The sequence below is a fragment of the Prevotella sp. khp7 genome, assembly GCF_900109055.1.
Taxonomy (GTDB): Bacteria; Bacteroidota; Bacteroidia; order Bacteroidales; family Bacteroidaceae; genus Prevotella.
Window position 1 is genome coordinate 490,044 of the sequence record NZ_FOIV01000001.1, and the last position, 26,247, is coordinate 516,290.

Consider the following 26,247-nt stretch of genomic DNA (forward strand, 5'->3'; position numbering starts at 1 on the left):
ATGAGCACAAACAATCGCGGCATCTCTATCATCATGACAGTCTACGATCAGGCTCGTGAGCTTGAATCAAACCTGCCTCTATTCCTTTCACAGGAATATGAGGCAGATTATGAGGTCATCGTTGTCGACGAGACATCAACAGACAATACTGAGGATGTATTAAAACTGCTGAAAAAAGACTATCCACACCTTTATACAACATTTCTCCCAAAGCCCAACAGGCACGTCACCAGGAAGAAGCTTGCCTTTAGCATCGGAACAAAAGCCGCTAAGAACGAACTGATTATGTTTTCAAGAATCGACAGACCGATTACAGCTCCAGACATACTCAAAGCCATCAGTGAAGTACTTGATGAAAACGCGGAGTTAACTCTTGGATATATCGGAAGGAAAGGCATTCGCCTGCAATCATTTGCTTTTGTCGACAGTGCAGCAAGTCACATCAGAAAGGCTGAACGTCGACTCAAAAAGGTTGTTGATCGTGACACACGCATGAGTTATGCTTGGGGAAGATATGACTTTATCATCATCCACAAAAAGAACGTTCTGGATCTGTTGAACCTTTTCGAACAGCACATTTCCCCGACCGCGCTTCTCGGCATACGATTGAGCATTCTATGGCAGAGCCTCATTAAACGATCGTCCACCACACTACTTGTAACGGAGTGAGATATCAAAGCCTATGAAAGTCCTGCATGTATATCCCAAATCCGATGCCCTCATTCTGCATCATGTTCAGATGCTGAATGAGGGCTTACGACAGAGCGTTGACACATATACCGCAGACAGCTACAGTGCCTTCCGACAAGCAATGAAAGGACACAAGCCCGACATTGTCCATGTGCACGGCTGTACCCATTTCTTTCTCACCAGAGTCCTTCGTTCTGCTCGCAGAGCTGGTATACGTACGGTTTTGTCTCTTCATGGTCAGTTAGAACCATGGACTATCAATCAGCAGAGTACACAAGAGAAAGCAAACAGACTTTTACTATTAAAAGAGGCGATTATACACACATACGCCATTATTACCTTTGGACGTCTAGAACGCAGCAACTTCGAAGATTTAGGTTGGAATCGCCGTATCGAAGAGATACATAATGCGGTGATTACCAACACCATCAACCCTATTGAGATGTGTGCCCAAACCTTCACTGTCTATCAGCGAATACTCGACTCCAACACACTCGGTCTGATGGACAATCTGACCCATCAATATTTGAAAGCAATCATCAAAGCAGGCATCTTGGGTGATCAGCGATGGGTCGACGAAGTACCAACTACAAGTCCTGATTGGCGTCATATATTAGTATATGCCGAACACGAAAACATACGCAACTACGTGGATTATGGCATTAACATTCTAGGGCTATCAACACCTATGCTTGACACCTCCAGAATCAGTGCCTATTTTCCTGATAAATACGTAATGCCCCACCCAATCAAAGAAATTGCCGGTGACTATCAGGGGGACGAAAACGAATATGTTTTCCGAATGATTAAACAGATCAGTAAGCGTCCCTTACTTCTTCACCTCATCGAGCTCACCCGTGAACTCTATCGCGACAGCATCGACGATGAACGCCTTTCTGAGCTATTAGAGAGCAAAGGACTGAAGGAATTCGCGGGTCGGCTCATGCAGGTACTCGGCGAAGAGACCGGACTCAACGAAGGCTACATGCCTATACTCCCTATTAACGACAAAAAGACAGAACATTTACGCAGAATTATTGCAAACCACTTAAAAATATGACAAGCCATCATCACTACACACAAGCAGACATGCACTACCTGCAGTTGCTTTCACAATCATTTCCTACTATCGCTGCGGCCTCAACGGAGATAATCAATCTCGAGGCTATCATGGCACTCCCCAAAGGAACAGAGCACTTTTTGGCCGATATTCACGGTGAGAGTGAGGCCTTCCGCCATATCCTAAAGAATGCCTCAGGCAATATTAAGCGAAAAGTCAACGAACTCTTCGGCAACAGCATACGTGAGTCGGAGAAAAAAGAGCTATGCACACTAATCTATTACCCAGAACAAAAACTCGAACTCATTAAGGCTAGAGAGGCCGATCTCGGCGATTGGTATCGCATCACCATCCATCAGCTGGTAAAGGTGTGCCGCGATGTATCATCGAAATACACCCGTTCAAAAGTACACAAGTCACTGCCCGAGGAATTCTCATATATCATTCAGGAACTGCTCCACGAGAGCCTTTCCGACATCGACAAGGCGGCCTATGTCAGTGTGATTGTTGACACCATCATTTCTACAGGCCGTGCCGATGATTTCATCTGCGCCATCTGTAATGTAATCCAACGGCTGGCCATCGACCAACTGCATATTCTCGGTGACATCTACGACCGAGGTCCAGGTGCCCATATCATTATGGACACCTTACGCCAATACCACTCTTGGGACATCCAGTGGGGCAACCACGATATACTATGGATGGGAGCATCAGCAGGCAATGATGCCTGTATCTGTAACGTGCTGCGTCTGTGTCTGCGCTATGCAAACCTGACTACCATCGAAGAGTATGGAATCAACCTGGTACCTTTGGCCACCTTTGCCCTTGAGACTTATGGCGATGACCCCTGCGAGGAATTCCTGCCCAAATTGCTGCCTGGGAATTCGATGGATGACAAGGAACGTCAACTCACCGCTAAGATGCATAAGGCTATTGCTGTCATCCAATTCAAGGAGGAAGCAGCGATATTTGAACGTCATCCAGAATGGGGCATGCTCGGACGCTGTCTGTTTAACCACATCGACTATACGCAAGGCATTTGTACCATCGACGGCAAAGCGTATGAGATGAAGAGCTGTCACTTCCCAACTATTGACCCAAAGAAGCCCAATAAGATGACATCCGCCGAGGCTGACCTCATGATGAAACTCCACCACTCGTTCCGCATCTGCGAGAAACTTAAGAAACACATCCGAACACTACTCTCACATGGCTGCATGTACACCGTAAGCAATTCCAACCTACTGTTTCATGCTAGCTGTCCACTCAACGACGACGGTTCGCTGAAAGAGGTAGAGATTTACCCTGGCATCAGCTATTGTGGTAAGGACCTCATGCACAATATAGGCATGATGATCCGCGCGGCATTCACCTCCAACAATTCTGCCGAATCATCTACAGAAGAATATCCTCACGACTATGCCCGTGATTATTTTCTCTACCTGTGGTGCGGCAAAGATTCCCCACTCTTCGATAAATCGAAGATGGCCACTTTCGAACGCTATTTTCTGAAAGATAAAGAAACATACAAGGAAGAAAAAGGCAACTACTTCAAGCTACGCGACTCTGAGGATGTGTGCGATCGTATACTCGATGCCTTTGAGGTTAAAGGGAATAATCGTCATATCATCAATGGCCACGTACCCGTTCACGCTTCTAAAGGCGAAAACCCTATAAAGGCTGGCGGCAAACTGATGGTGATTGATGGTGGTTTCTCTGAGGCATACCATAGTGAGACTGGTATTGCAGGCTATACGCTTGTCTATCACTCACGCGGTTTCCAACTAGTTCAGCACGAACCTTTCACCTCACAACAAGACGCTGTCGTGCGTGAGATTGACATTAAATCAACAACACAGATCATCGAGATGTCAGCCCACCGCATGCTAGTAGCCGATACCGATAAAGGAACTGAGCTCAAGTCTCAAGTAGTTGACTTGAAAGAACTGCTCTACGCCTATCGTCATGGCATCATCAAAGAAAAAAGAATATGAAGAAGCCCTTTCTCACCCTCTTATTTCTTCTGCTTTATCCTATTGCAGTTTCTGATTTTGCCGGAGAGATTGTGGCAGAGAGCCATATCTATAGCCAACACATTAAGACCCTTCAGGCTATCGCCAACAATAACTGGCTATCATCACCAGCCGTTCTACGCTTGAGGAGTGACGATGTACTCTATGTCAGTTTCGACGAACTTTCACATACTTATCATCGCTACACCTACCACATTGAACGATGTGAAGCAGACTGGACAACAGCCTCAGAGGTGTTTGAGAGCGACTGGATTGAAGGCTTCAACAATTGCCTAATCGAAAACTACAGCCTCTCTGTAAATACCATCGTCCCATACACGCACTATCAGTTTCAAATCCCCAACGACAGGTGTCGCCTGAAGATGAGCGGTAATTACCGTCTCCATATCACCGATGACGACAGCAATGAAGAAGTGGCTAGCATAGACTTTCTAGTAACGGAGCAAACAATGTCGCTGGCACTCGAAGCCACTACAGATACCGATATCGACACTAACCAGAGCCATCAGCAGCTCAGTCTCAGGCTCAATTATCTGGGCAACAGGGTGACCTACCCTGACGAACAGATTATGCTTGTAGTGATGCAAAACGGGCGCGAAGACAACATGCGACGTGGCGTGTCCCCCACCTATTCAAATGCTGATGGACTTGAATGGCATCATTGTCGCGAACTTATTTTCGAGGGCGGCAATGAGTATCGCAAGTTCGAAATACTCGATCCCAGCCACCCTACAATGGGCATTGACAACATCACATGGGACGGCAGTAACTATCAAGTCTATCCCTTCCTTGATGAACCTCGTCCCAACTACATCTACGACAAAGATGCCAACGGAGCCTTCTACATCCGCAACAGCGACAACCGTGAAAACGACACGTCGAGCGAATATGTATTGGTAAACTATCGCCTCAAGGCGCCCTATATGCCTCAAGGACATATCATTATCAATGGTCATTGGACAACCGAGACCTCTAATAGCTACATAATGACCTATGATAAAGAAAACAGTACCTACACCGCTCAGATACTCCAGAAACAAGGATACTATTCATATCAATACCTATGGAAACCGAACAATGGTCGACCTCGATTACTACCAAGCGAAGGGAACTTCTACCAGACAGAAAATCGTTATCTGGCATTTATTTATTATAAAGGTATTGGCGAACGTACTTGGCGACTTACCGCGCTTCGCGAAATTCTTTTGGGGTCATCTGATGCACACGATAAAACGTGGAGATGAAATAGTTTGGCGAGACAAAGCCACACTCGTCAGCAATTTCGCTAACAGACTTGCTACTCATCTTCAGCAATTTCGTTGCACGATCCAGCATCATCTTCCTATACAATAGTCTCGGACTCTTAAACACATTATCTGAAACTACCCTGTAGAAGTCTTGCACATTGAGTCCAGACTCCGAACTCAGCACCCTCATCGAGAGTTGATTTTTGTCGGCCTTGTTCACAAACGATACCAACCTTTCCATCACTTTCACAAACTGCGGATCGATATCCTCCTGAATAGCATACTCGCCGGTTCTCATCTCCTCCGATGTTGGTTCCAGCACAATCTCCCCTCGTGTCGACAAACGACGAGCAATAGTACAGATACGCCTGATAATGGTCTGCTCACCACGATTTCTCTGGGCCCTCAGTTTATAGTTACGATGGAAAAGATAGGTATTAATAACAGTCAACACAAGCAGCAGCAGGCCCAGAATCGAAAACAGGCCTGTGGTTCGCCACCAAGGTTCATTAATCTTTACCACCCACTGAAGAGGTTCCGTATCCCATCTGTCGGGCACCATCGAAGCTTGTAGTTCGATAGTGTATGTACCAGGGCTGAGCGACATCAGCGGAAGGTGGAACATACCTCTGGCATCAATCAGTCCAGCCGAATTAGCTCGTGTATACACATGCCAATCGTCCATCAGTCCCTTTACACGCACCCGATAACAGGTCTGCTGCGGCCGAAAGTAATTTAATGCCGAGAAAACTAGCGTTGTAGAGTTTTGGGTATAGTTTAGATTGATTTCCTCTGTCCACGACAAAGCCTTATCCAGAATCACGTCACCCTCATACTCTTGGCCAGTATCTATCTCGTTGCCGTTCACCTGTAGACGAATCAGCTTAGGATACAATTTAAATGGAAACTCACCGCTCACAGTTTTCATCCCTTTAGGGTTAAATACAAGTATATGGTCAAGCGACTGCATCACCAGTTCACCGTTTGACAGACACATCGCCTTACCGTTTACAAACGACTCTCTGGGTAAGTTCTCGTTGTGGTTGTAGCCGATGATATACCTGATTTTATCGCCTTTGAACGTCAGGCACGATATGCCATAACTCGTAGCCACCCAGATATTGTGCTGTTTGTCTTCCACTACAGAGTGAATTACGTTGTTCAATAAGCCATCTTTCTTCGTGATTACCTGTGGCAGCATATCGGTTAGTTTCCTATAAAGCTGTAAACCCTGAGATGTACCGACCCACGTCCATCCGCGTGAGTCTTTATATACTGTGTTCACGAACTTATGTCTGAACATGATGGGTTTGTCCATTCCATCCATCATCGCCCCCAATTCAGCTGCTCGTTTCTGACTCCAGTCGTAAATCGTAAACGGTGGTGTATAAGGCATAGAATAAAGCAATCCACGTCTCTCGGTACCTGCCCATAATCCTCCTTGATTATCGAACGCCATTACGTTAATGTCGGTATTCAGCGTCTGTCCGTTGACAAGCCTCAAGTTGTCCGCATGTGTCAGTTTATCTGTCACCACATCATAGGTCCAATAGCCATACTCTGATGGAATGTAAAGCACACTATCGCGATCTGTCATATTATTCAGATGGTAGGGCGTACGCAGCACCTCTTTCCATTGGCGCTTCTCCACGTCAAACTGGTTCAATATGGCATCCTTGAAACCATTTCTTATCTGATAGATTTTGTTACCATCCACCTTCAGTACCGATGAGAAGCGGAATCTGTCCATATCTTGCGGACCATAGGCATAACTCTCGTGAATCTTCTTGGCTGTTGGCATCTCATACATCTCAACCAACCCATTCTCATAAAACAGCAGCAGAGTGTTGCCCTTATATATCTCAAGATCCTGCAAATTCAGGTCTTTCCTAATCTTCAGTGTCTTCTTTGTCTTCGAGTTAAATAGTCCGCCATCTGTCAACAACCACACAATGCCATCCTGATCAACAAACATATCAGTCACATTCTGCTTTATGCCGAATCCTTTGAATACGCTCTCTACCGAGTTCACAAACCTCTCTGTCACCAAGTCAACGCAGGTCACTGATAATTTGTTTTTCAGCCAAATATGATCATAACGGTCAAAATACAGATGGTAATTGCCATGATAGTTTTTCAGCGGGAAAATGTTCTCGTCGGTAGGGTCGATATATTCAAAACGCTGACCATCGTAGAAATTTATCTGCCCCATCGTGGCTATCACAAGTCGTCCACATGGCATGCAACTGATAACCTGTGCACTGTTGTCAGCTAGTCCGTCAGCAGCACTGTAGTTCCTGAACAAACGGGTCGACAACTCTGCCCTCACCCATACTGGCGACAGCATCATACAGATTAGTAAAAAGGTTAATACTGTCTTCTTACTCATATCGCTATGATTTTAAATACTTTCTATTCTCTCTATGCGCAACTTCAGCAGACCTGCCGGCACACGCACCTCCACCACATCGCCCACCTTCTTATTCATCAGCGCCTGAGCTATAGGCGACTTGATTGAAATTTTTCCTTCGCGCAGGTTAGCCTCATGCGGACTTGCTATCGTATAGGTCATGCGATTGTTGTTGGCTAGATTAGTCATTTCCACCTTACTAAGCAACTGGATACAATCGTTACTCAGCCTTGAGGTGTCTATCACACGGGCGTTTTCAAGCACACGCTGCTTGAAGCGTATTCTGCCTAGCAACCGCGACTGTTCGCGCTTGGCCGCATGATATTCAAAATTTTCGCTCAGGTCGCCCTTATCACGCGCCTCAGCAATAGCATCCCTCACCTGAGGCAGTTCCACACGCTCCATGTGCTGGAGTTCGGCCACGAGTTTATCGTAGCCTTCTTTTGACATATATTCAAAACTCATAAATTTACTCTCCCATTTCGGCCACAAATTTAGCCATAATTCCTCAAACATCCCTAAAACAATACTTTAAAAATCGTTAATTATACAGGTATCGACAAAGGAATCTGATTGAAATGAGTATTTTTGCAAAACAAAAAACATATTATCGTATGACAGACCAAACAACTAACACTGGAATGGTAAGAAAAGCCAGTAAAAACGATATCACACGCATCATTGAACTGTTACATCAGGTAGATATGGTACACCATGTGATACGTCCAGACTTATTTAAGCCTAATACAACCAAGTATAACGAAAAACAACTCGAAGCTTTGCTCAGTGAAGACAACAAACCCGTATTCGTTTATGACGATGGTGAGATATGGGGACACGCTTTCTGTCTGATTACTGAAGTCAAGAACGACAAACTGCTACAAGACATCAAGACTATGTATATTGACGATATATGCGTGGACGAAACGGCTCGCGGCAAACACATCGGGAAAGCGCTCTATGAGCACGTGAACTCCTACGCTCGTTCTATTGGCTGCCAGAGCATCACCTTAAATGTGTGGGAGGGTAATACCCCTGCCCTGAGTTTCTACAGAAACATGGGTATGCATGTGCAGAAGACCACCATGGAAACGTTTTTGTAAACCGGATATCACCCATTAGAAAAATATGCTGGCGATGATGTTGCGAAATCATCGAACCGACGGCAGTGTTAGCACGCTTGCTAACAACTGCCCATGAGAGAGATTCTAATGTCGGTTCTAATCACCATTACAAACAATATTAATTTCAATTCAACAGAATATCCTCCGTAATAATAGTCAGACCTATTAGCAACTTACCAAGTTTCCCTATAGTAAAACGGCAGAATATCTATTTTTATCTGAGACAGCATATCGAGCATCCCATAGGTATCAGTATCAAGAACAGCAAATCTAACATCATTTTAATAAAAATGTGCCCCGAGAATAACACATAAACCTCTCGGGACACACACATTTGTGTTACTTAATCGATATAATCAGCCAAATCCATTATCAGTTGCGAGTTCCATTTCGCACTTTTAGAAATACCATTGCATTCAACAGTATCAAGTTGTATGATATTCGAGCCCAGACTCTCTGAATCGGCACATCTAAATACGAACTTGCATTTTAGCATTAAAACCCTTTCGTCAATATTCAATTTGACCATAGATTCACCTTTTCCATTGGACTTGTCTTCATTAAAGACCATATCATTAATGTCAGGCAAATCCACATTAAACGACAGGTAGTTACGTGATATTTCATTAACTGCAATATTTTCTATTTCAAAAGGAATATTTTTTTCTGAAGGCTCTCCATAAACAGAAATCGTAGCAGCGACACTCTCAGAAGCAAGAAGATCATTCCCCGCCGCATCTGTATAAGAAAGTAACACTCCATTATGTATGGCAGAAGCATGAAAAGGACTATATGAATCATCCTTATTACACGACGCCACGCACAATACAAGGGCAACTACACCCATAAATCCTTTAATACCATACATAAGTACTCAGATTAATAAACATCATAGGATTCGCTTTAAATCTGACATCAGGGTTACCTTCGAAAGACGACCAAACATTATCAGTTGCCAAGTACCAGCCATTACCTTTATTTGGTCCCCATCCCCAGTTCATATACAATCTGTCATCATATTCAGTCCATGACTTGATTTTAATGCCAAGGAACTTCTTTGTAACAGTATACGACTGCTCATAATAACCATCACAGAACCAAATATGTCCAGCCCAAGGAGCATCATGATGCCACGCACCAAGAAGGACTCCTCGGTTGAAGGTTGACTCTTCACCAAAATAGTTGATGCCTTTGAAACTCAAATTATTATATACCGTTTCAAAATTGTAACTGGCAAGTTTTGCATTCTTATAGCCAAGTTTTTTAAGGCCTATTATAATGTTAGCTGGCGTAGCACCGCTTTCTTCATCTTTTTTCTTCCCCCAGTCATATTCAGGAATACTATCAGCGATCTGTCGAAGTTTTCTTGCAGTTTCTGTAACTGTAGTCACATCTTTTATGTTTCTCATATCAGTATAATCAAAACTCGGATATGTGGGAGTAACGTTACCTAGCATTCTTTGTGATGTATCATACATCAGCATTCCTGTAGCGATAGCAGGACATCCAATGCAAGCACGATTAGGCGCACACATATTATAGCCACCTTCCTGACACCAATAATCCAAGTCCTTTCCTGTGTATGGATATATAGACTTCTTCCCTGAGCTATTTTCACGTCCTCGTGTCTGAGGCTGCGGCTCGTTGTTATTGACAACAATCTCATACTCATATCCATCACGCCCCAAATCTTTCCAGTTATTAAAATAATCGGTTGAGGTAGATGACTGATTATTAATATTGCCTATAACCCTATTCTTTAAAGCAGAAATATACATAGCCATCGGACTATCGTCAGAGATATTAGAGAATTCAAGATTTCCCATGTTCGAATGTGCCAAAATAGGGAATGAACTGTTATCACCTGCAATAAGCACATATCCTCCATTATTTATATAGTTAATGGCATACAAAAGAGTGTCACCATCTTCAATATAGAAATCCACATCAGACACGACCTTAGAAATAGGATCTATGGTCCTTGTGACAGATTCTGGCGTATCATTTTTTTCGAGTCCAGCATTAAACATTGAGGCATATGCCAGAGCTTGCTTCATATTAAGTTTAGAGTTTTCGAAGGACACCTCATCTACGAGGTTTTCATTGGGCGCAATGTCCGTCTGGTTCTCAGAACATGAAAACAGAAGAAACGAGCTTGCAACTAAATAAAATATTTTCTTCATAAATGCATAATTGATAATTTCACTTACTCATAAAGCTTTTCAGTTTCCGCTCCTTTTTCCCAGTCTGGTCTGTCTCAATTCTTCCGGAATATATTGATGATTATTTCAACTATTATGACTTATTCTAGCATAAATACTCCTTCATAGGAACTGCTGCCAAGTGATATTATGATAGCATATTCTCCGCCTGGAAGAAAGCTCATATCAATAGTATAAACTTCAAATGTGCTAAAATCCATGATTCCTTCTAATACAACTGCATCATTTTCATCATATATACAATAGATGAATGTATCACTTGACGAGTACAAGTCAAGACTATGACTGCTTTCATTCAAAAAAGCAGTTATAGGTATTACAGGGCGTCGGGCAGGAGCCTTTTTGGGCTTAAATATACCGCCCCCTGTTTGCGATGTATCCATCTTATGAAGTTCAACATAAGTTCCTTGAGTGTTTTGAGCACATATAAAGGAACTTTGAGTGATGAACGCAAACATAATCGACATAAATTTAAGTCTCAACATATTTTATAATTTTATTGGTTTATGATTGTGGGGGCAAAAATAGCGAAATTGAATAGAACAACCAAAAAAAATTTGTTTCATCTTGTTTCACATACTGCAAATGAAACAAGATGAAACAAAAAAAGCTCCAAAAAACGCTGTTTTTTATATTTTTTCGTATCTTTGCATTCAAATAATAACCAGTTTATATCAATATGAGCCATTACTTTAACCGATACATATTATTCGCAATGCTATTGCTGGCTTCATGTTCTAAAGACAATTCTTTAGAGAAAATGGAGCAAATCAAGATGATTGGAAATAAAGATCCCAATAAAGCACTTGGCATGCTTGACTCTCTTGATACTGAGATCAAGGGAGAAAGTGATTATGCCATTCATAAATATGAATTGTTGCGCGTCAGACTTAATGACAAGGCAGACAACATACCCAGTTCTGATAGTTTGATAAAAAAACAGATTGAATATTTTGATAAAAACGGGTCTGCAGTTGAAAAGCAAGAGGCGTATTACTATGCAGGAAGTGTGTATCGTGACCTACAAGACACACCAAGGGCATTAGAACATTTCTTTAAATCGTTAGATTATGCCCTAGGCAACAAAGAATGTGATTCAATTCTGTTGGAAAATACATATTCTAATCTTTCCTACTTATACTTTCAGGTTCAGGATTATAACAATGCACTAGAAGCTGCACAAAAAGAATTCAAAGTTAATAAAGACAATAATAATGACAAGATAATTGCTTTCATGCATCTCGGAGCTACTTATCTGGCAGTAGACAGTTCTCGGCAAGCAAAAGCGGCATTTGATTCGGCTTATTCGCACGCCATACATTCTAATGATATTACCAATCTTCAAGATGTTCTCATACATTTGTTGAATAAGTACTCGGAAATGAAAGATATGGAGAGAGCCAAAAGATGTAAGGCGTTAATATACATAAATCCTCTGAAAGATTTTTCGTCTATATCGTGTATGGCTTTTGCGCAATACTATGAATCAATAGGCAAACAAGATTCAGCTGTTATCTATTGCAAACGTGTACTTGAAGAGAAATCATATATTAACAGTATGTATGACGCGGCAAAGATGCTGTTTCGGATTTATAGCAGAGCAGGAGAGACTTATCTTACCAACTATTATGCAGGTATATATATGCAGTTAAGCGACTCTATGGACTTTGGAAAGCGACAGGAACTAGCCGCTACGGTGAATAATGAATATAAATATCATCTGGACCAAAGGAAGGAACAAGAACTGAAAGATGAAAAAGAGAAATATAAGAATAGATTCACAATTGTTTCACTGTCTGCTTTACTATTGGCATGTATCGGTTATGCTTTCTATTATAGAAGAAAAAACAAGCATTTACAACAAGTGCTTGAGCTATCTTCACAACTAACAGAAAAGATTGACCAGAACAAGAGAATTATCACCATGCTCCACCAATCTGAACTGGAAGGAAAGGCGGAAGACGTGATCAAAGCCATCAAACAATCAAGTAAAGGAAAGATGGAAATAACATCTGTAGAATGGAAGCAACTCTACCAAGCTGTAGATGAACTATACCCAAGTTTTAAGGATAGACTTCTGAAAGAACTTGGCACTTTTACAGAACATCAGATGCAGGTTTGCTACCTGATGCGTATCGGACTTTCTACTTCACAGATTTATAATATGGTAGATTTATCACGTACCACCATTTGGCGATGGGTGAAGAAATATAAATGGTTAACGAATTCCGACTATAACGCATGATTATATTTATATAAAGATACTTTTTCATATTAAACGCTACTTATTTGGGAATAAGAAATGCTTTTGGCTAAAAAAGCCGTGTTATTATATTCATTATATCATTAGAATAGCCTTCCGCGCATAAATAGTTATAATACAAACTTTTCATTCCACACTTCCCACACCTAATGGGTGATTATTTAGGTGTGAGAAGTGTGAGATATTATTAAGGTATCACAACTAAACGCAAAAGACCGCTGGACTCTAATAAATCCAGCGGTCTTTACAAAGAAGTCGAGGTGACAGGACTCGAACCTGCGACAGCCTGGTCCCAAACCAGGAACGCTACCAACTGCGCTACACCTCGTTTTTGCGGGTGCAAAGGTACACATTTTCTGTGACCCTTGCAAATTTTTCCGCAAATTTTTATCGAATTATTTAATTATTCCCTGTTCTACGAAGATTTTCTTCAAAGCAACAACCGAACGATCAACCTGTTCCTTGGTATGTGTAGCCATCAGCGCATAGCGAACTAACGTGTCTGTAGGCGCACATGCGGGAGGAATAACAGGATTGATGAACACGCCTGCCTTGAAAGCGAGAGCAGTAACAAGGAATGTCTTGTTTACATCGCGAACATAGAGTGGAATAATGGGGCTCTCAGTCTCACCAATCTCGAAACCTTCTTCACGGAAACGCTTCAGAGCATAGTTGGTTACATCCCAAAGGGCCTGAATACGCTCGGGTTCCTGCTGGATAATGTGAAGGGCCTCCATGGCCGCAGCTGTGGCTGCGGGCGTATTAGAAGCCGAGAAGATATAAGTACGGCAGGTATGACGCAGGAAATTGATGGTATCGGAATCAGAAGCTATGAAACCACCAATAGAAGCCAACGACTTTGAGAAGGTGCCCATAATGAGATCAACCTCGTGGGTGAGTCCGAAGTGATCGCACACGCCCCTACCCTGACGACCAAAGACACCAATACCGTGAGCCTCGTCTACCATGATAGAGCAATTGTACTTGTGCTTCAGCTCAACTATCTCTGGTAATTTGGCAAGGTCGCCCTCCATAGAGAACACGCCATCGACAACAATCAACTTAATGGCATCGTGAGGCAACTTCTGAAGTACACGCTCAAGATCTTCCATATCGTTGTGTTTGTAGTGGAGCTGCTTGGCAAATGAAAGACGACGACCGTCCACAATACTTGCATGATCACGATCGTCGCAGATGATGTAGTCGTCTTTACCAACTACCATTGCCAATACACCTTGGTTTACTGAAAAACCTGTAGAGAAGCAAAGACAGTCGTCTTTGCCAATAAACTCTGAGATTTCTTTCTCCAGCTGAACATGCAAATCAAGCGTTCCATTGAGGAAACGGCTACCAGCACAGCCAGAACCGTACTTTTCGAGTGCGTTCTTAGCTGCATCGATGATGCGCTGATCGCCTGTAAGGCCTGTATAAGCATTTGAACCGAACATCAGCACTTTGTGACCACCCATTTCCACTTCCGTTCCCTGCTTTCCTTCAATAGCACGGAAATAAGGGTAAACGTCAGCCTCCATGAATTTCTGTGGCTCACGATAATGCTTGTATTTCTCTTGTAACTGTCCCATTAATATTAGGTAATTCTACATTATTTATTTTTTTCAGGCTGCAAAGTTACACAATTTTTGGCAATTCGTGCAAGTTTTTTATAAAAATGTCACTTTTTGGCATTTTTATTATATCAATATGCGTTTTTTCAGGCTTTTTTCGTATTTTTGCACTCAGAATATGACAGAAAAGAAGAAAATCACATTTATACTAAACCCTATATCGGGCACTCACTCGAAGGATGAGATACCTGCCATGATTGAACAGATGCTCAACAAAGAATTGTATGAGCCCAGCATACGATTTACCGAATATGCCGGACATGCGGCTGAAATAGCTAAGAAATGTGCCGACGAGGGGGATGATGTGGTGGTGGCAGTAGGTGGCGACGGTACTGTGAACGAAGTGGCTCGCTCACTGATTCACACCGACACAGCTTTAGCCATCATACCTTGCGGGTCTGGCAACGGTTTGGCACGACATCTGTGTTTGCCGCTCGACGTAAAAAAATCGATTGGCATTATTAACCAATATAAAGTAGAAGCTTTCGACTATGGCGTTATCAACGAGCTACCCTTCTTCTGTACCTGCGGCATGGGCTTCGACGCATTTATCTCGCTAAAGTTTGCGGAAGCAGGTAAACGTGGTCCTATCACCTACGTGGAAAATGTCTTGAAGGAAGGACTAAAGTACCAGCCTGCTACTTACGAAGTGGAAGACGAGACAGGGGCAAAGAAATATAAGGCTTTTCTCATAGCATGTGCCAACGCATCGCAATATGGCAACAATGCTTATATCGCGCCTGGCGCAACAATGAAGGACGGAGAGATGGATGTGATTATCATGGAGCCTTTCGACGTGCTTGATGCGCCACAGATAGCAGCTGACCTGTTTATGAAAACGCTGGCTAACAACTCGAAAATAAAAACTTTCCGCACAAAGCAACTGCACATACATCGCAAGGAACCAGGCGCCATTCATTTTGACGGCGACCCCATCATGACGGGCACAGATATCGATGTAAGGATTGAGTCTGGCGGTATCAAGATTGTAACAAATCCTGAGGCTACGGAAGACGACGGGCAACCTAACCCTGTATTAAACGCTTTCAGCGATTTCTTTAATAATATAAATAATGTACGTGAGGACATAGAGAAGCGTGGTAAACGAATTCAAAGAGTTAACAAGGTGATGCTACGCAGACTTACGAAACTTTAAGCCCATCTATGTTTCAGCTATATATTGTAATTATCATCCTAACTGCAGCGATGAGTTATGCAGGATACAGGATATATAAGGTTCTAACCGATGTAAGCGAAGCTTGCAGAGGCTGCGCATTAGCAGAAAAATGCTCAAAGAAGCAGAAAAAGAGCACTACATGGCGAAAAAATCGGGAAAACATTTGGCAGTGTCGAAAATAATAGCTACCTTTGCACCCGCAAATCGCAATTGGTGCCTTGGATGAGTGGCTTAGTCAACGGTCTGCAAAACCGTCTACGGCGGTTCGAATCCGCCAGGCACCTCGCAAGAAATCCTCACTTTCGTGAGGATTTCTTCTTTTATATACAATTATCCCCGCCAATTGCTGACGGGGATATTCTTAATCTTCTGCATCGAAGAGATTCTGCACTTCAATAATCTCGTCGTCGTCGAACCACTTAGAGAGCTTTTTACGGGCTTGTTCCACAATCTCAGGATCAATGCCCGTCCAAACCTTCTTCAAAACATAGAGAAGAACGGCCAAATCGTCAGTAAGTCCTGCAATGGGGATGGCATCTGGAATGACATCAAGCGGACTAATCATGTAGCCTAAGGCACCAATAATGATTGCCTTATCGCTTTTGCTCACCTTATCACTCTGTAGTGTGTAGTAGAGAATAAGTGCAGCATAAACCAACTTGGCTCCAGCTCGCTTAGCGATGCGGGAGATTTTCTCTGCAAATTCTGGCTTTGAGAACTTGCTGGCATAACTCATAAAATCGGGTAATTCCATCTTTTTTGTTTTGGTTAAGTTTCTATTTGTTTATTCTGATTATTCGTATTCCTGTATGAGAAGGATGCTTCTGCAAATAGCGATAGAGGGTCATGGGTTCTTCAACAACCTTTTTATGCAGTTGAGAAGCGTTTAGCAAGTGTAACCCGTCGTTCTTCCATACCGCAAAACCGAGATGTGCAATATCGAGTCCGGGTTTCTTGCATGTAATAGCAATGATGTCACCATCCTTAATAGCTTGACGCAGTAGTTTACTATTGCCAACAACAGATTTTGGGATATAGCGGAACTGCCGACCTGAGATTTTTTGTTCTATAGCGCGAATGTCGCGTATAAAGTCGGGATGTTGACGAAGAGCCTCATAACCCTGCGGATGCTGGCTCATATAGCTGACACTAACACGTTGTAGGGCGGAAAATGGCGGATTAGGCGACTGAATCTCACGAATAATTCCAGCACGGCTATTCTCGGTAATCCAATCAGTGAAATAATGGATACGGCTTGTATAATCCTTGATAATGCCTCCACGATAGCGCATATCAATGAGAGCATGTTTAAAAGAAAAATAGCTAAAGTCGCGACGCTGTACACAGAGCGTAAGGGCCACCACGTTCTCAACTAACGTAGTACAGTCGAGTTGACGAGTATTGACTACCAGACATTCAGGATCATTCCCTTCAAGGGTTGCTGCCACATATGGGCGACCTATAAACTTACGGGCAAAGAAAAGCGGCAAATTTGTCGAGGCTGGCAGATGTCGAGCCTCTCGCAATAATTGGCACACGGTGACGCTATCAACTGCAAGTTGTTTAGTCTGAGCCTTAGTAGGCAGAGCCAATACAAAGACGAGAATCACGTAAATTACAAATCGAAGCATCATACTTTCCTCTTCCTATATTTCTTTTTTAACATAAAGTTATAGCCTATGTAGGCATTAAACGAGCCAAACACATTCTCAGCAGTGAAACGCGAAGTATGGTAATTGTTAGTCCGCACAATCGCACTCCAGCCCGCATACCAACGGGTATTATTATAGACCATACCAAAACGGCCTATGGCATCGACATTCACCTTTTCAAAATCAAATCCATGCTTCTCGTCGGCAACCTTCCCATAACTAGTCTTATATGCCAAAGCGAGTTGGGCACTGACAGCCAATAACCAATTCTTGGCAAACACCCAGTTGTATGCATATCCGCCAGAAAGCATGAAGTCATTGTATTTGATGTCGCGAAACATCATGCCACTATCAAGTTTCACTTCCTGCCCTTTCGGCATGCGGCTATTAAGCGCTTTTTCGAGTTCGTCGTGATCCAAATCGAGTGTATTGTGAGTGTAGCCTGCTCCTGCCAACCATGAACCACAACTGATTTTCTGACAAGTAGACTGACTAAAGGCGGCTGGATAGGAGAACCTGCCATGATTGAAAATATAATATGCACTGACACCCGTAATCCCCACATTAACCCCTGCGAAGGGCATATCCTCGAAAAGTTGTCCATTGATACCATAGCCAAGTTTCACATCGCGTATCTTATAATCGTTGCCCGTTCGACGATAAAACAAATCGACTCCCACCTGCGAGGTATAGATACTGAAATCGAACTCCTTTCGCAGACCGTTCTGACTAAACCCAATATTCTTGATATCAAACGTATAGCCAAAGAAGAACCAGCGCCAACCAAAATAAGGTCCAACTTTTGTTTGTCCATCAGGAGCCAGCAGAATAGACTGCCCATTGCTACCCAAAATAAAGCTCTCGTAAGTACGAGTGACTTGAGCCATCACAGTAAACTCGTAATGCTGAGGCTCAATATAATCCTTTTGTAGGCGATCGAGACCTCGGATAGTACTGCGGAGGACGCTCAGCTCATGAGACCTCATTGAAGAATCGGAGTTCAGAATGTCAGCGCGCTGCATCTCCGCATGCAGAACGTCGGCACGCAACGAATCTTGAGCAGCGACAGAAGCGCAAACTAACATCAAGACCAAACCCAGCATCAATCTACTCATCCCTTTAGTATCAGAATTTGCCTAATATACGATCCATTACCCAATTAACTGGTGTAGCCGATATGCTGGTACAAGTGCAAACTGCCAATCCCTGCAGATGTTCAATGACATTTTTGATAAGCGGATACTGAACATAAGGCGGATTAGGCACCGTGATATTCTCATCTCCCTCGCTGGTTTGTAAGCGAATGGGCAAATAATCGAAAACAGAAAAGCTGACTTGTCCCTCTGTACCTATAATTTCGATGCAGTCTTCACGAGCACTTTCATGAGCTACATAACACCAGGATCCACTACCTGGAAGGCCATTTTCAAAGCGGAAACAAGCACTCACCGAATCCTCTGCTCCATAGAATCCGCCACGATTGGCGCAAATACCACGCGCCTCGAGAATGACTCCAAACATATCCTGAAGCAAATCGAGCTGATGAGGAGCCATATCGTAGAAATAACCACCACCAGCAATCTCTGGCTGCAAACGCCAAGGCAGAGGTGTGCCATTTTTGATAGCTTCGGCATCAGCATCACGGAGTGGCTCTGTATAACGTATCTGTACATTCAGGATTTTGCCGATACGGCCACTACTAACTATATCCTTCACTTTCTGGAAATATGGCAGGTAGCGACGATAATAAGCAACGAAGCAAGGTACACCAGTTTGTTCGGAAATACGATTGACGCGAGCACAATCCTCATAGCTAGCAGCCAAAGGTTTTTCAACATAGACAGGTTTGCCTGCCTTCATGGCCATGATGGCATATGTAGCATGACTTGATGGAGGCGTGGCCACATAAACAGCATTCACATCAGGATCGTCAATAAGTTCCTGAGCATCGGTATACCACTTATTGATACCATGTTCGACTGCATAGGTACGAGCACGATGTTCTGTGCGACTCATCACAGCCACGACACTTGAACCTTCAACAGAACTGAAAGCCGGCCCGCTTTTTTTCTCAGTCACTTCACCACAACCGATGAATCCCCACTTCAACACTCTCATATCTTATATATTTGGCTGCAAAGATACTAAAAAATATCAATTATCAATTGTCAATTCTCAATTATTTTGTAACTTTGCAGCGAAAATAAAAAACGAACAATGGAAATAGAAGAAAAAAACCTCATAAAGAAGATACGCAGTAGTCAGGCTTGTATCAAGGACGGCTATCAACTCTACACGGCCAACTTCAGACGTATCTTCCGCCACACATGGGCACTTGCTATCATTTTTGCACTCATTACCGCTACCGCTTCCGCCCTACCCGTTCTGGTCTCACCGACATTAGTGCTTCCAGCCTTTTTACTTGAAGTGCTTAGTGTGATACTTTTTTTGTGGACGGCAAACAGACTCTTACGCAAACGACAATTCCTGCAGCCAATAGAGGAGGCTGGTATAAATGGCTGGATACGCCATTTGGGCATGGTTATACTTGTTGGAATAGTCTGTCTGCTCATCGTCTCGGTGCTGACACTTTTTACAGCATTGCCCACCATCATTATGATGGCTGCTAACTGGGAGTCGCAGATAGGCGTGATAGGCGGCGATCCAGTAGGCATGCCTGGTTATGTAACATGGCTTTCAATAGGTGCATTCCTCATTGCAGGATTCCTACAAGCATACGTATGGCTAACAGTTATATGTCCTTTTCACCTGGTACACGCATCGATAGCCTGCCAAGAAAAAGACAGAAAAGAATTCAATAAGAAAAATTATGAAAAAAAGAATCTTATTCATTGATCGTGACGGAACACTGATTGAGGAACCTGCCGACGAGCAAATTGACAGCTTTGAAAAACTGAAATTCATAAAGGGCATGATTCGCAATCTCGCTTTCATTCGCGAGAAACTGGACTTCGAGTTTGTCATGGTAAGCAATCAGGACGGACTCGGAACCGACGCTTTCCCGGAAGAGACCTTCTGGCCTGTTCACAATTTCATATTGCAGACCTTGGAAGGCGAAGGCATCACTTTCGACGACATATTAATTGACCCCCACTTTCCAGAAGACAACGCCCCAACCCGCAAGCCCAATACAGGTCTGGTCGAGAAGTACATGCAAAACCCAGACTACGACATTGCAAACTCGTATGTTATCGGAGACAGAGAGACTGACCGAACCTTTGCCAAAAACATCGGATGCAAATCTCTGATTATCAATGACGAAGGAATGTCATGGGACAAGATTGCGGAAATATTGTTTGCTGGCGAACGTACGGCTAAAGTAAGTCGGAAGACGAAGGAAACCGATATTTTAGTCCGAGTAAACCTTGACGGCACTGGCAAGTGTGATATTTCGACAGGACTTGGCTTTTTTGACCACATGCTGGAACAAATTGGCAAACATGGAATGATAGACCTGACCATCCACACAAAAGGCGATCTTGAGGTAGACGAGCACCATACGATAGAAGATACAGCGATTGCCTTGGGAGAGTGCCTACTGACAGCCCTCGGAGACAAGAGAGGAATTGAACGTTATGGATATTGTTTGCCCATGGACGATTGTCTTTGCAGTGTTGCACTGGATTTCGGAGGCCGCCCTTGGTTGGTTTGGGACGCAGAATTCAGACGAGAGAAGATTGGCGAAATGCCAACCGAAATGTTCTTACATTTCTTCAAAAGTCTCAGTGATGCCGCAAAGATGAATCTGAGCATCAAAGCCGAGGGGCAAAACGAGCACCACAAAATAGAGGGAATATTCAAGGCGCTAGCCCGTTCACTGAAAATGGCCATACGACGAGACATCTACCACTACGAGCTGCCATCAACGAAAGGCCTGCTATAGATTTCGGATGAAAATTTGGCAGTCTCAGAATTTATTTGTACCTTTGCACCCCAATTATTATAAATAAGGTATTAGAAAGAAATGATAACAGTTACAAATCTGCAGATTCAGTTTGGAAAGAAGGTCCTCTACAAGGACGTAAACCTGAAGTTCACAAGTGGCAACATTTATGGTATCATCGGTGCTAACGGCGCTGGCAAATCTACTCTGCTGCGTGCCATCAGTGGCGATCTGGAACCTAACAAGGGTACCATTGAGATGCAGCCAGGCGAACGCCTGAGCGTTCTGGAACAGGACCACTTCAAATATGATGAGTACTCCGTGATGGATACTGTGCTGATGGGACATCAGCCCCTTTGGGCCAACATGAAAGAGCGTGAAGCCCTTTATGCCAAGCCAGAAATGAGCGAGGAAGATGGCGTTAGAGCCGCTGACCTCGAGATGGCATTTGCCGAAATGAACGGATGGGAGGCTGAGAGCGAAGCCGCACAGCTGTTGCAGAACCTCGGTGTACAGGACAGTCAGCACTACAAGCAGATGGCTGAGATCTCAAACAATGAAAAAGTACGTGTAATGCTAGCCAAGGCATTGTTCGGGCATCCCGACAATCTGCTACTTGACGAGCCTACCAACGACCTCGACCTCGACACCGTACAGTGGTTAGAGGAATACCTGTCAAACCTTGAGCAGTGTGTACTCGTTGTTTCTCACGACCGTCACTTCCTTGACGCAGTATCAACCCAAACGGTTGACATCGACTTCGGCAAGGTTACGCTATTCTCAGGTAACTACTCTTTCTGGTACGAGAGTTCGCAGTTGGCATTGCGCCAGGCTCAGAACCAGAAGATGAAGGCTGAGGAAAAGAAGAAACAGCTTGAGGAGTTCATCCGCCGATTCTCTGCCAACGTGGCGAAATCGAAACAGACCACATCACGTAAAAAGATGCTGGAAAAGTTGAATGTAGAGGAAATCACACCATCAACACGTAAATACCCTGGCATCATCTTCTCTATGGAGCGTGAACCAGGAACCCAGATTCTTGAGGTTGAAGGACTGAAAGCTGTAGATACCGACGGAACAGTACTCTTCGACAATGTAAACTTCACCATTGAGAAGGGACAGAAGACCGTATTCCTCTCACACAATCCAAAGGCAATGACTGCCTTGTTCGAGATTATCAACGGCAACCGTCAAGCTGATGCAGGTACCTATAAGTGGGGTGTTACCATCACTACCGCCTACCTGCCATTGGATAACACCGAGTTCTTCCAGAGCGAGATGAATCTGGTCGACTGGCTGAGCCAGTGGGGACCAGGTAACGAGGTTACCATGAAGTCGTTCCTGGGTCGTATGCTGTTCAAGGAAGAGGATGTGCTGAAGCATGTAAACGTGCTTTCGGGAGGTGAGAAGATGCGTTGTATGATTGCCCGTATGCAGCTTAAGAACGCAAACTGTCTGATTCTCGACACACCCACAAACCACCTCGACCTTGAGTCCATTCAGGCATTCAACAACAACCTTATTCAGTTTAAAGGCAATATTCTGTTTGCTTCACATGACCATGAGTTTATCAACACTGTAGCCGACCGTATCATCGAATTAACACCGAAAGGCACCATCGATAAGCTGACGACTTACGATGACTACATCTACGATGAGCAGATAAAAGAACAGAAGGCTAAGATGTATGTTTAATGGCACGGAATTTGCATAAGGTTTGTCAAAGACAATAAAACATAGCAATTATGACAGAAAAAGATATCAACATCGAAGACGAGGAGACTTTGAATGAGGCTCCTGTTGAAGAAACTGACAAAGAGACAGAAGAAGCTACTGAGGAAACACAAGAAGAATCGGAAGAGAAGGATCCTTTAGAAAAAGCCAAAGAGGAAATTGCTGATTTGAAAGATAAGTGGCTTCGTTCTGTAGCAGAGTTTGAAAACTATCGCAAACGCACCCTGAAAGAACGCGCAGAGCTAATTCTTAATGGTGGCGAGAAGGTTATCTCTGCCATTCTGCCCATCATCGATGATATGGAGCGTGCTATTGAGAATGGAGCAAAGACAGACGATCCTGAAGTTCTGCGTGAAGGCATGACTCTGATTCATCAGAAGTTCATGAAAACACTGGAAGCGCAGGGAGTCAGCAAAATCGAGACGAAAGACGCCGACTTTGATACCGATGTGCATGAGGCTGTAGCTATGGTACCAGGCATGGGCGACGATAAGAAAGGTAAAGTAATCGACTGTCTGCAAGAGGGATATAAGCTGAATGACAAAGTAATCCGCCACGCGAAAGTGGCCGTAGGACAATAAGCAATGGCACAGAAGAGAGATTACTACGAGGTACTGGGCGTACAGAAAAACGCCACAGAAGACGAAATTAAGAAAGCCTATCGAAAGATAGCCATCAAGTATCACCCCGATCGCAATCCTGGTGACAAAGAAGCCGAGGAAAAGTTTAAGGAGGCTGCAGAGGCTTATAACATACTACACGATCCGAAGACTCGCCAGCAATATGACCAATTTGGCTTTGATGGTCCCAATATGGGTGGCGGATTCGGAGGCTTTGGCGGATTTAGCGGCACATCAATGAACATGGACGATATCTTCTCTATGTTCGGTGACATCTTTGGAGGACACGGTTTTGGAGGCTTCGGAGGTGGGCAACGCCGACCACAACAGCACAGAGGTAGCGATCTTCGTCTGAAAGTAAAACTCACATTAGAGGAGATCAATACAGGCGTCGTCAAGAAATTCAAGGTACGCAAAGACATCCACTGCCCACACTGTAACGGTTCTGGAGCAGAGAAAGGTAGCGGTAAAGAAACTTGCCAGACCTGCCATGGTACGGGCGTCATCACCCACACCACTCAGAGCATCTTCGGTATGATGCAGCAGCAGAGCGTATGTCCTGTATGCGGCGGAGAAGGTCAGGTAATCAAGAACAAATGCCAGCACTGTGGTGGAACTGGCGTCGAGAAAGGCGAGGAAGTTGTTGAGATCAACATCCCCGCTGGCGTAGCTGAAGGTATGGTCGTTAATGTTCCCGGAAAAGGAAATGCCGGAAAACATAATGGTATCAACGGCGACATTCAAGTGTTTATCGAGGAAGCTCCACATGACACATTTGTCCGTGATGGTAACGACCTGATTTACAACCTACTGCTCGACTTCCCTACAGCAGCTCTTGGGGGAGAAATTGAGATTCCAACCATCGAGGGCACCAAGTTGAAGGTGAAGTTGGAAAATGGAACACAACCAGGAAAGACACTCCGTCTGAGAGGTAAAGGCCTGCCCGCTGTTCAAGGCTATGGTAGCGGAAAGGGCGATCTTGTTGTTAATATCAGTGTGTATGTTCCAAAAACTCTCACCCGCGAAGAGAAACAAGCTATCGAACAATTTAAAAACAGCGACAATTTCAAGGGCGATAAACAGACGCGCGACTCTATTTTCCAGAAATTCAAAAATTACTTCAATTAATAATTAAGGTATGACATATCAGGAAACGTGTGAATATCTCTATAACCAAATGCCCATGTTTGAACGACAGGGCGCCAGCGGGTATAAAGAAGGGTTAGAAAATTCTCATACTCTTGATCAGCATTTTGGACATCCTCACCGCAAGTACCGCACCATCCACGTGGCAGGTACTAATGGCAAGGGCTCATGTGCACACACGTTATCCGCCATACTTCAGTCATGTGGCTACAAAGTAGGATTATACACTTCACCTCACCTTGTTGACTTCAGTGAGCGTATCCGTGTAAACGGACTGCCAATTTCAGAAGAATATGTTGTAGACTTTGTTGAAAAAGAAAAAACATTCTTTGCCCCTTTAAATCCTTCATTTTTTGAGGTTGTTACAGCGATGGCCTTCAAATACTTTGCCGACAAGAAAGTTGATATTGCTGTTATTGAAGTTGGCATGGGAGGGCGCCTTGACTGCACAAACATTATCACGCCAATATTATCAGTCATCACTAATATCGGCATGGACCACACCCAATTCCTCGGCAATTCTCTTGAACTGATTGCCGTAGAGAAAGCTGGTATTATCAAACAGGGCATTCCTGTGGTTATTGGTGAAACAAAACCAGAAACACGTCCTGTTTTTGAAGCAATGGCTTCATCACTCAAGGCTCCCATCATCTATGCAGAAGACCAGCAGGAGATTGGCTCCATAAGCAGTACGCACAAGAAGATCGAATACCACACAAAGAATTTTGGAATCTTGACAGGAGAACTGACAGGTAGCTATCAGGAGAAAAACACCAACACCATTCTCTGCGCTGTAAAGCAGCTAGAAAAAATGGGGTATATGCAGGCTGTTAGTTGCCCCGAAAATAAAATCTGTGCAAACAGAGAGGTCAGAGAAGGGTTCAAAAACGTTTGTTTCCTGACAGGTTTGAAAGGACGCTGGCAGACTGTAAAAGATACACCTCTGACCATTTGTGACACAGGGCACAATGTGGCAGGATGGGAATTCCTGAGCAAACAGATTAGCGAGGTACCCTGTCGAAAAAAACACATTGTATTCGGAATGGTAGAGGACAAAGATGTCGAAGGCGTTCTGGCACTTTTGCCAAAAGATGCGACCTACTATTTTACAAAGTCAGATAACAAACGAGCACTCTCTGAAAATGTTCTTAAACTATATGCCCAAGAAAAAGGACTCGAAGGAGAGAGCTATCCTGACGTGGAAACAGCATACCAGACAGCCAAGAAACAAGCCGAAAATAACGACTTTGTGTTTATCGGAGGTAGCAGTTATGTAGTCGCAGACTTCCTAAAAAACTGCATTTAGGCTTTTTTAATATATCAAAAACATTTTTTTC

At 43.7% G+C, this 26,247-nt stretch carries 23 protein-coding genes and 2 tRNA genes; 14 read left to right on the forward strand and 11 right to left on the reverse strand.

Going from position 1 to position 26,247, the window contains the following annotated elements; translation table 11 throughout:
- The 4 genes from BMX82_RS02120 to BMX82_RS02135 are packed head-to-tail and all read left to right on the forward strand — an operon-like array spanning position 1 to position 5,030.
- Complete coding sequence (locus BMX82_RS02120; protein ID WP_091765634.1) at positions 1–669, forward strand: glycosyltransferase family 2 protein; 669 nt, start codon at positions 1–3, stop codon at positions 667–669.
- 13 nt (positions 670–682) lie between these two features.
- Positions 683–1,750 carry a glycosyltransferase gene (locus tag BMX82_RS02125; RefSeq protein WP_036912720.1) on the forward strand — a complete coding sequence of 356 codons (1,068 nt, stop codon included), beginning with the start codon at positions 683–685 and terminating at the stop codon, positions 1,748–1,750.
- Positions 1,747–3,747 carry a fructose-1,6-bisphosphatase gene (locus BMX82_RS02130; protein WP_091765637.1) on the forward strand — a complete coding sequence of 667 codons (2,001 nt, stop codon included), beginning with the start codon at positions 1,747–1,749 and terminating at the stop codon, positions 3,745–3,747. The genes BMX82_RS02125 and BMX82_RS02130 overlap by 4 nt, the downstream gene beginning before the upstream one ends.
- Positions 3,744–5,030 carry a type IX secretion system plug protein gene (locus BMX82_RS02135; RefSeq protein WP_091765640.1) on the forward strand — a complete coding sequence of 429 codons (1,287 nt, stop codon included), beginning with the start codon at positions 3,744–3,746 and terminating at the stop codon, positions 5,028–5,030. The genes BMX82_RS02130 and BMX82_RS02135 overlap by 4 nt, the downstream gene beginning before the upstream one ends.
- On the opposite strand, the gene BMX82_RS02140 is transcribed toward BMX82_RS02135, so the two are convergent.
- Positions 4,969–7,422, reverse strand: a complete 2,454-nt coding sequence (locus BMX82_RS02140; RefSeq protein ID WP_091765643.1) for an AraC family transcriptional regulator — start codon at positions 7,420–7,422, stop codon at positions 4,969–4,971. The two genes, BMX82_RS02135 and BMX82_RS02140, sit on opposite strands and share 62 nt — an antisense overlap.
- Positions 7,423–7,434: 12 nt before the next feature.
- Positions 7,435–7,908: a transcription elongation factor GreA gene (greA, locus tag BMX82_RS02145; protein ID WP_091765646.1), complete on the reverse strand. Its 474-nt coding sequence runs from the start codon at positions 7,906–7,908 to the stop codon at positions 7,435–7,437.
- A gap of 149 nt (positions 7,909–8,057) precedes the next feature.
- Between greA and BMX82_RS02150 the strand changes: the two genes are divergently transcribed.
- Entirely contained in the window at positions 8,058–8,546 is a 489-nt protein-coding gene (locus BMX82_RS02150) for a GNAT family N-acetyltransferase (RefSeq protein WP_231622217.1), read from the forward strand.
- 364 nt (positions 8,547–8,910) lie between these two features.
- Here the strand turns inward: BMX82_RS02150 and BMX82_RS02155 are convergent, their stop codons facing one another.
- From BMX82_RS02155 to BMX82_RS02165, 3 genes are all read right to left on the reverse strand, one after another.
- Entirely contained in the window at positions 8,911–9,414 is a 504-nt protein-coding gene (locus BMX82_RS02155; RefSeq protein WP_143058294.1) for a hypothetical protein, read from the reverse strand.
- A gap of 7 nt (positions 9,415–9,421) precedes the next feature.
- The gene (locus BMX82_RS02160) at positions 9,422–10,750 is read right to left on the reverse strand and encodes a Spi family protease inhibitor (protein WP_091765651.1); all 1,329 of its coding nucleotides are present in this window, start codon (positions 10,748–10,750) and stop codon (positions 9,422–9,424) included.
- A 119-nt stretch (positions 10,751–10,869) separates the two neighbouring features.
- Positions 10,870–11,274, reverse strand: a complete 405-nt coding sequence (locus BMX82_RS02165; protein WP_091765654.1) for a DUF3244 domain-containing protein — start codon at positions 11,272–11,274, stop codon at positions 10,870–10,872.
- A 275-nt stretch (positions 11,275–11,549) separates the two neighbouring features.
- Here BMX82_RS02165 and BMX82_RS02170 point away from each other — a divergent pair, with 275 nt between their 5' ends.
- Positions 11,550–13,034 (forward strand): tetratricopeptide repeat protein, encoded by a 1,485-nt coding sequence (locus tag BMX82_RS02170; RefSeq protein ID WP_143058295.1) that lies wholly within the window; start codon positions 11,550–11,552, stop codon positions 13,032–13,034.
- A 273-nt stretch (positions 13,035–13,307) separates the two neighbouring features.
- Here BMX82_RS02170 and BMX82_RS02175 read toward each other — a convergent pair.
- Both BMX82_RS02175 and spt read right to left on the reverse strand, forming a co-directional pair.
- A tRNA-Pro gene (locus BMX82_RS02175) sits at positions 13,308–13,380 on the reverse strand.
- A gap of 67 nt (positions 13,381–13,447) precedes the next feature.
- Positions 13,448–14,635, reverse strand: a complete 1,188-nt coding sequence (gene spt, locus BMX82_RS02180) for a serine palmitoyltransferase (RefSeq protein ID WP_036912743.1) — start codon at positions 14,633–14,635, stop codon at positions 13,448–13,450.
- 160 nt (positions 14,636–14,795) lie between these two features.
- On the opposite strand from spt, the gene BMX82_RS02185 reads away from it, so the two are divergent.
- Together BMX82_RS02185 and BMX82_RS02190 are read left to right on the forward strand one after the other, a co-directional pair.
- Positions 14,796–15,833 (forward strand): YegS/Rv2252/BmrU family lipid kinase, encoded by a 1,038-nt coding sequence (locus BMX82_RS02185; protein WP_036912747.1) that lies wholly within the window; start codon positions 14,796–14,798, stop codon positions 15,831–15,833.
- 233 nt (positions 15,834–16,066) lie between these two features.
- A tRNA-Cys gene (locus tag BMX82_RS02190) sits at positions 16,067–16,138 on the forward strand.
- 77 nt (positions 16,139–16,215) lie between these two features.
- On the opposite strand, the gene BMX82_RS02195 is transcribed toward BMX82_RS02190, so the two are convergent.
- The 4 genes from BMX82_RS02195 to BMX82_RS02210 are packed head-to-tail and all read right to left on the reverse strand — an operon-like array spanning position 16,216 to position 19,624.
- Positions 16,216–16,608 carry a YkvA family protein gene (locus BMX82_RS02195; protein WP_091765660.1) on the reverse strand — a complete coding sequence of 131 codons (393 nt, stop codon included), beginning with the start codon at positions 16,606–16,608 and terminating at the stop codon, positions 16,216–16,218.
- Positions 16,609–16,630: 22 nt separating this feature from the next.
- Positions 16,631–17,488 carry an N-acetylmuramoyl-L-alanine amidase-like domain-containing protein gene (locus BMX82_RS02200; RefSeq protein WP_091765663.1) on the reverse strand — a complete coding sequence of 286 codons (858 nt, stop codon included), beginning with the start codon at positions 17,486–17,488 and terminating at the stop codon, positions 16,631–16,633.
- Positions 17,485–18,621, reverse strand: a complete 1,137-nt coding sequence (locus BMX82_RS02205; RefSeq protein ID WP_255396531.1) for a DUF4421 domain-containing protein — start codon at positions 18,619–18,621, stop codon at positions 17,485–17,487. Before BMX82_RS02205 ends, BMX82_RS02200 begins: the two co-directional genes overlap by 4 nt.
- Positions 18,622–18,631: 10 nt before the next feature.
- Positions 18,632–19,624, reverse strand: coding sequence for a Gfo/Idh/MocA family protein (locus BMX82_RS02210; RefSeq protein ID WP_036912750.1), 993 nt, complete (start codon positions 19,622–19,624; stop codon positions 18,632–18,634).
- A 99-nt stretch (positions 19,625–19,723) separates the two neighbouring features.
- On the opposite strand from BMX82_RS02210, the gene BMX82_RS02215 reads away from it, so the two are divergent.
- The 6 genes from BMX82_RS02215 to BMX82_RS02240 all read left to right on the forward strand — a co-directional run bounded on the left by BMX82_RS02215 (position 19,724) and on the right by BMX82_RS02240 (position 26,216).
- The gene (locus BMX82_RS02215) at positions 19,724–20,362 is read left to right on the forward strand and encodes a hypothetical protein (RefSeq protein ID WP_091765668.1); all 639 of its coding nucleotides are present in this window, start codon (positions 19,724–19,726) and stop codon (positions 20,360–20,362) included.
- Positions 20,337–21,410, forward strand: coding sequence for a bifunctional histidinol-phosphatase/imidazoleglycerol-phosphate dehydratase HisB (gene hisB, locus BMX82_RS02220; protein WP_410524398.1), 1,074 nt, complete (start codon positions 20,337–20,339; stop codon positions 21,408–21,410). Before BMX82_RS02215 ends, hisB begins: the two co-directional genes overlap by 26 nt.
- A gap of 81 nt (positions 21,411–21,491) precedes the next feature.
- Entirely contained in the window at positions 21,492–23,105 is a 1,614-nt protein-coding gene (locus tag BMX82_RS02225; RefSeq protein WP_036912757.1) for an ABC-F family ATP-binding cassette domain-containing protein, read from the forward strand.
- Between the two features lie 50 nt (positions 23,106–23,155).
- On the forward strand, positions 23,156–23,725 hold the full coding sequence (locus BMX82_RS02230; protein ID WP_091765675.1) for a nucleotide exchange factor GrpE: 570 nt from the start codon (positions 23,156–23,158) through the stop codon (positions 23,723–23,725).
- 3 nt (positions 23,726–23,728) lie between these two features.
- Complete coding sequence (gene dnaJ, locus BMX82_RS02235) at positions 23,729–24,892, forward strand: molecular chaperone DnaJ (protein ID WP_091765678.1); 1,164 nt, start codon at positions 23,729–23,731, stop codon at positions 24,890–24,892.
- Between the two features lie 10 nt (positions 24,893–24,902).
- Positions 24,903–26,216, forward strand: a complete 1,314-nt coding sequence (locus BMX82_RS02240; RefSeq protein ID WP_036912765.1) for a bifunctional folylpolyglutamate synthase/dihydrofolate synthase — start codon at positions 24,903–24,905, stop codon at positions 26,214–26,216.
- Positions 26,217–26,247: the final 31 nt, after the last annotated feature.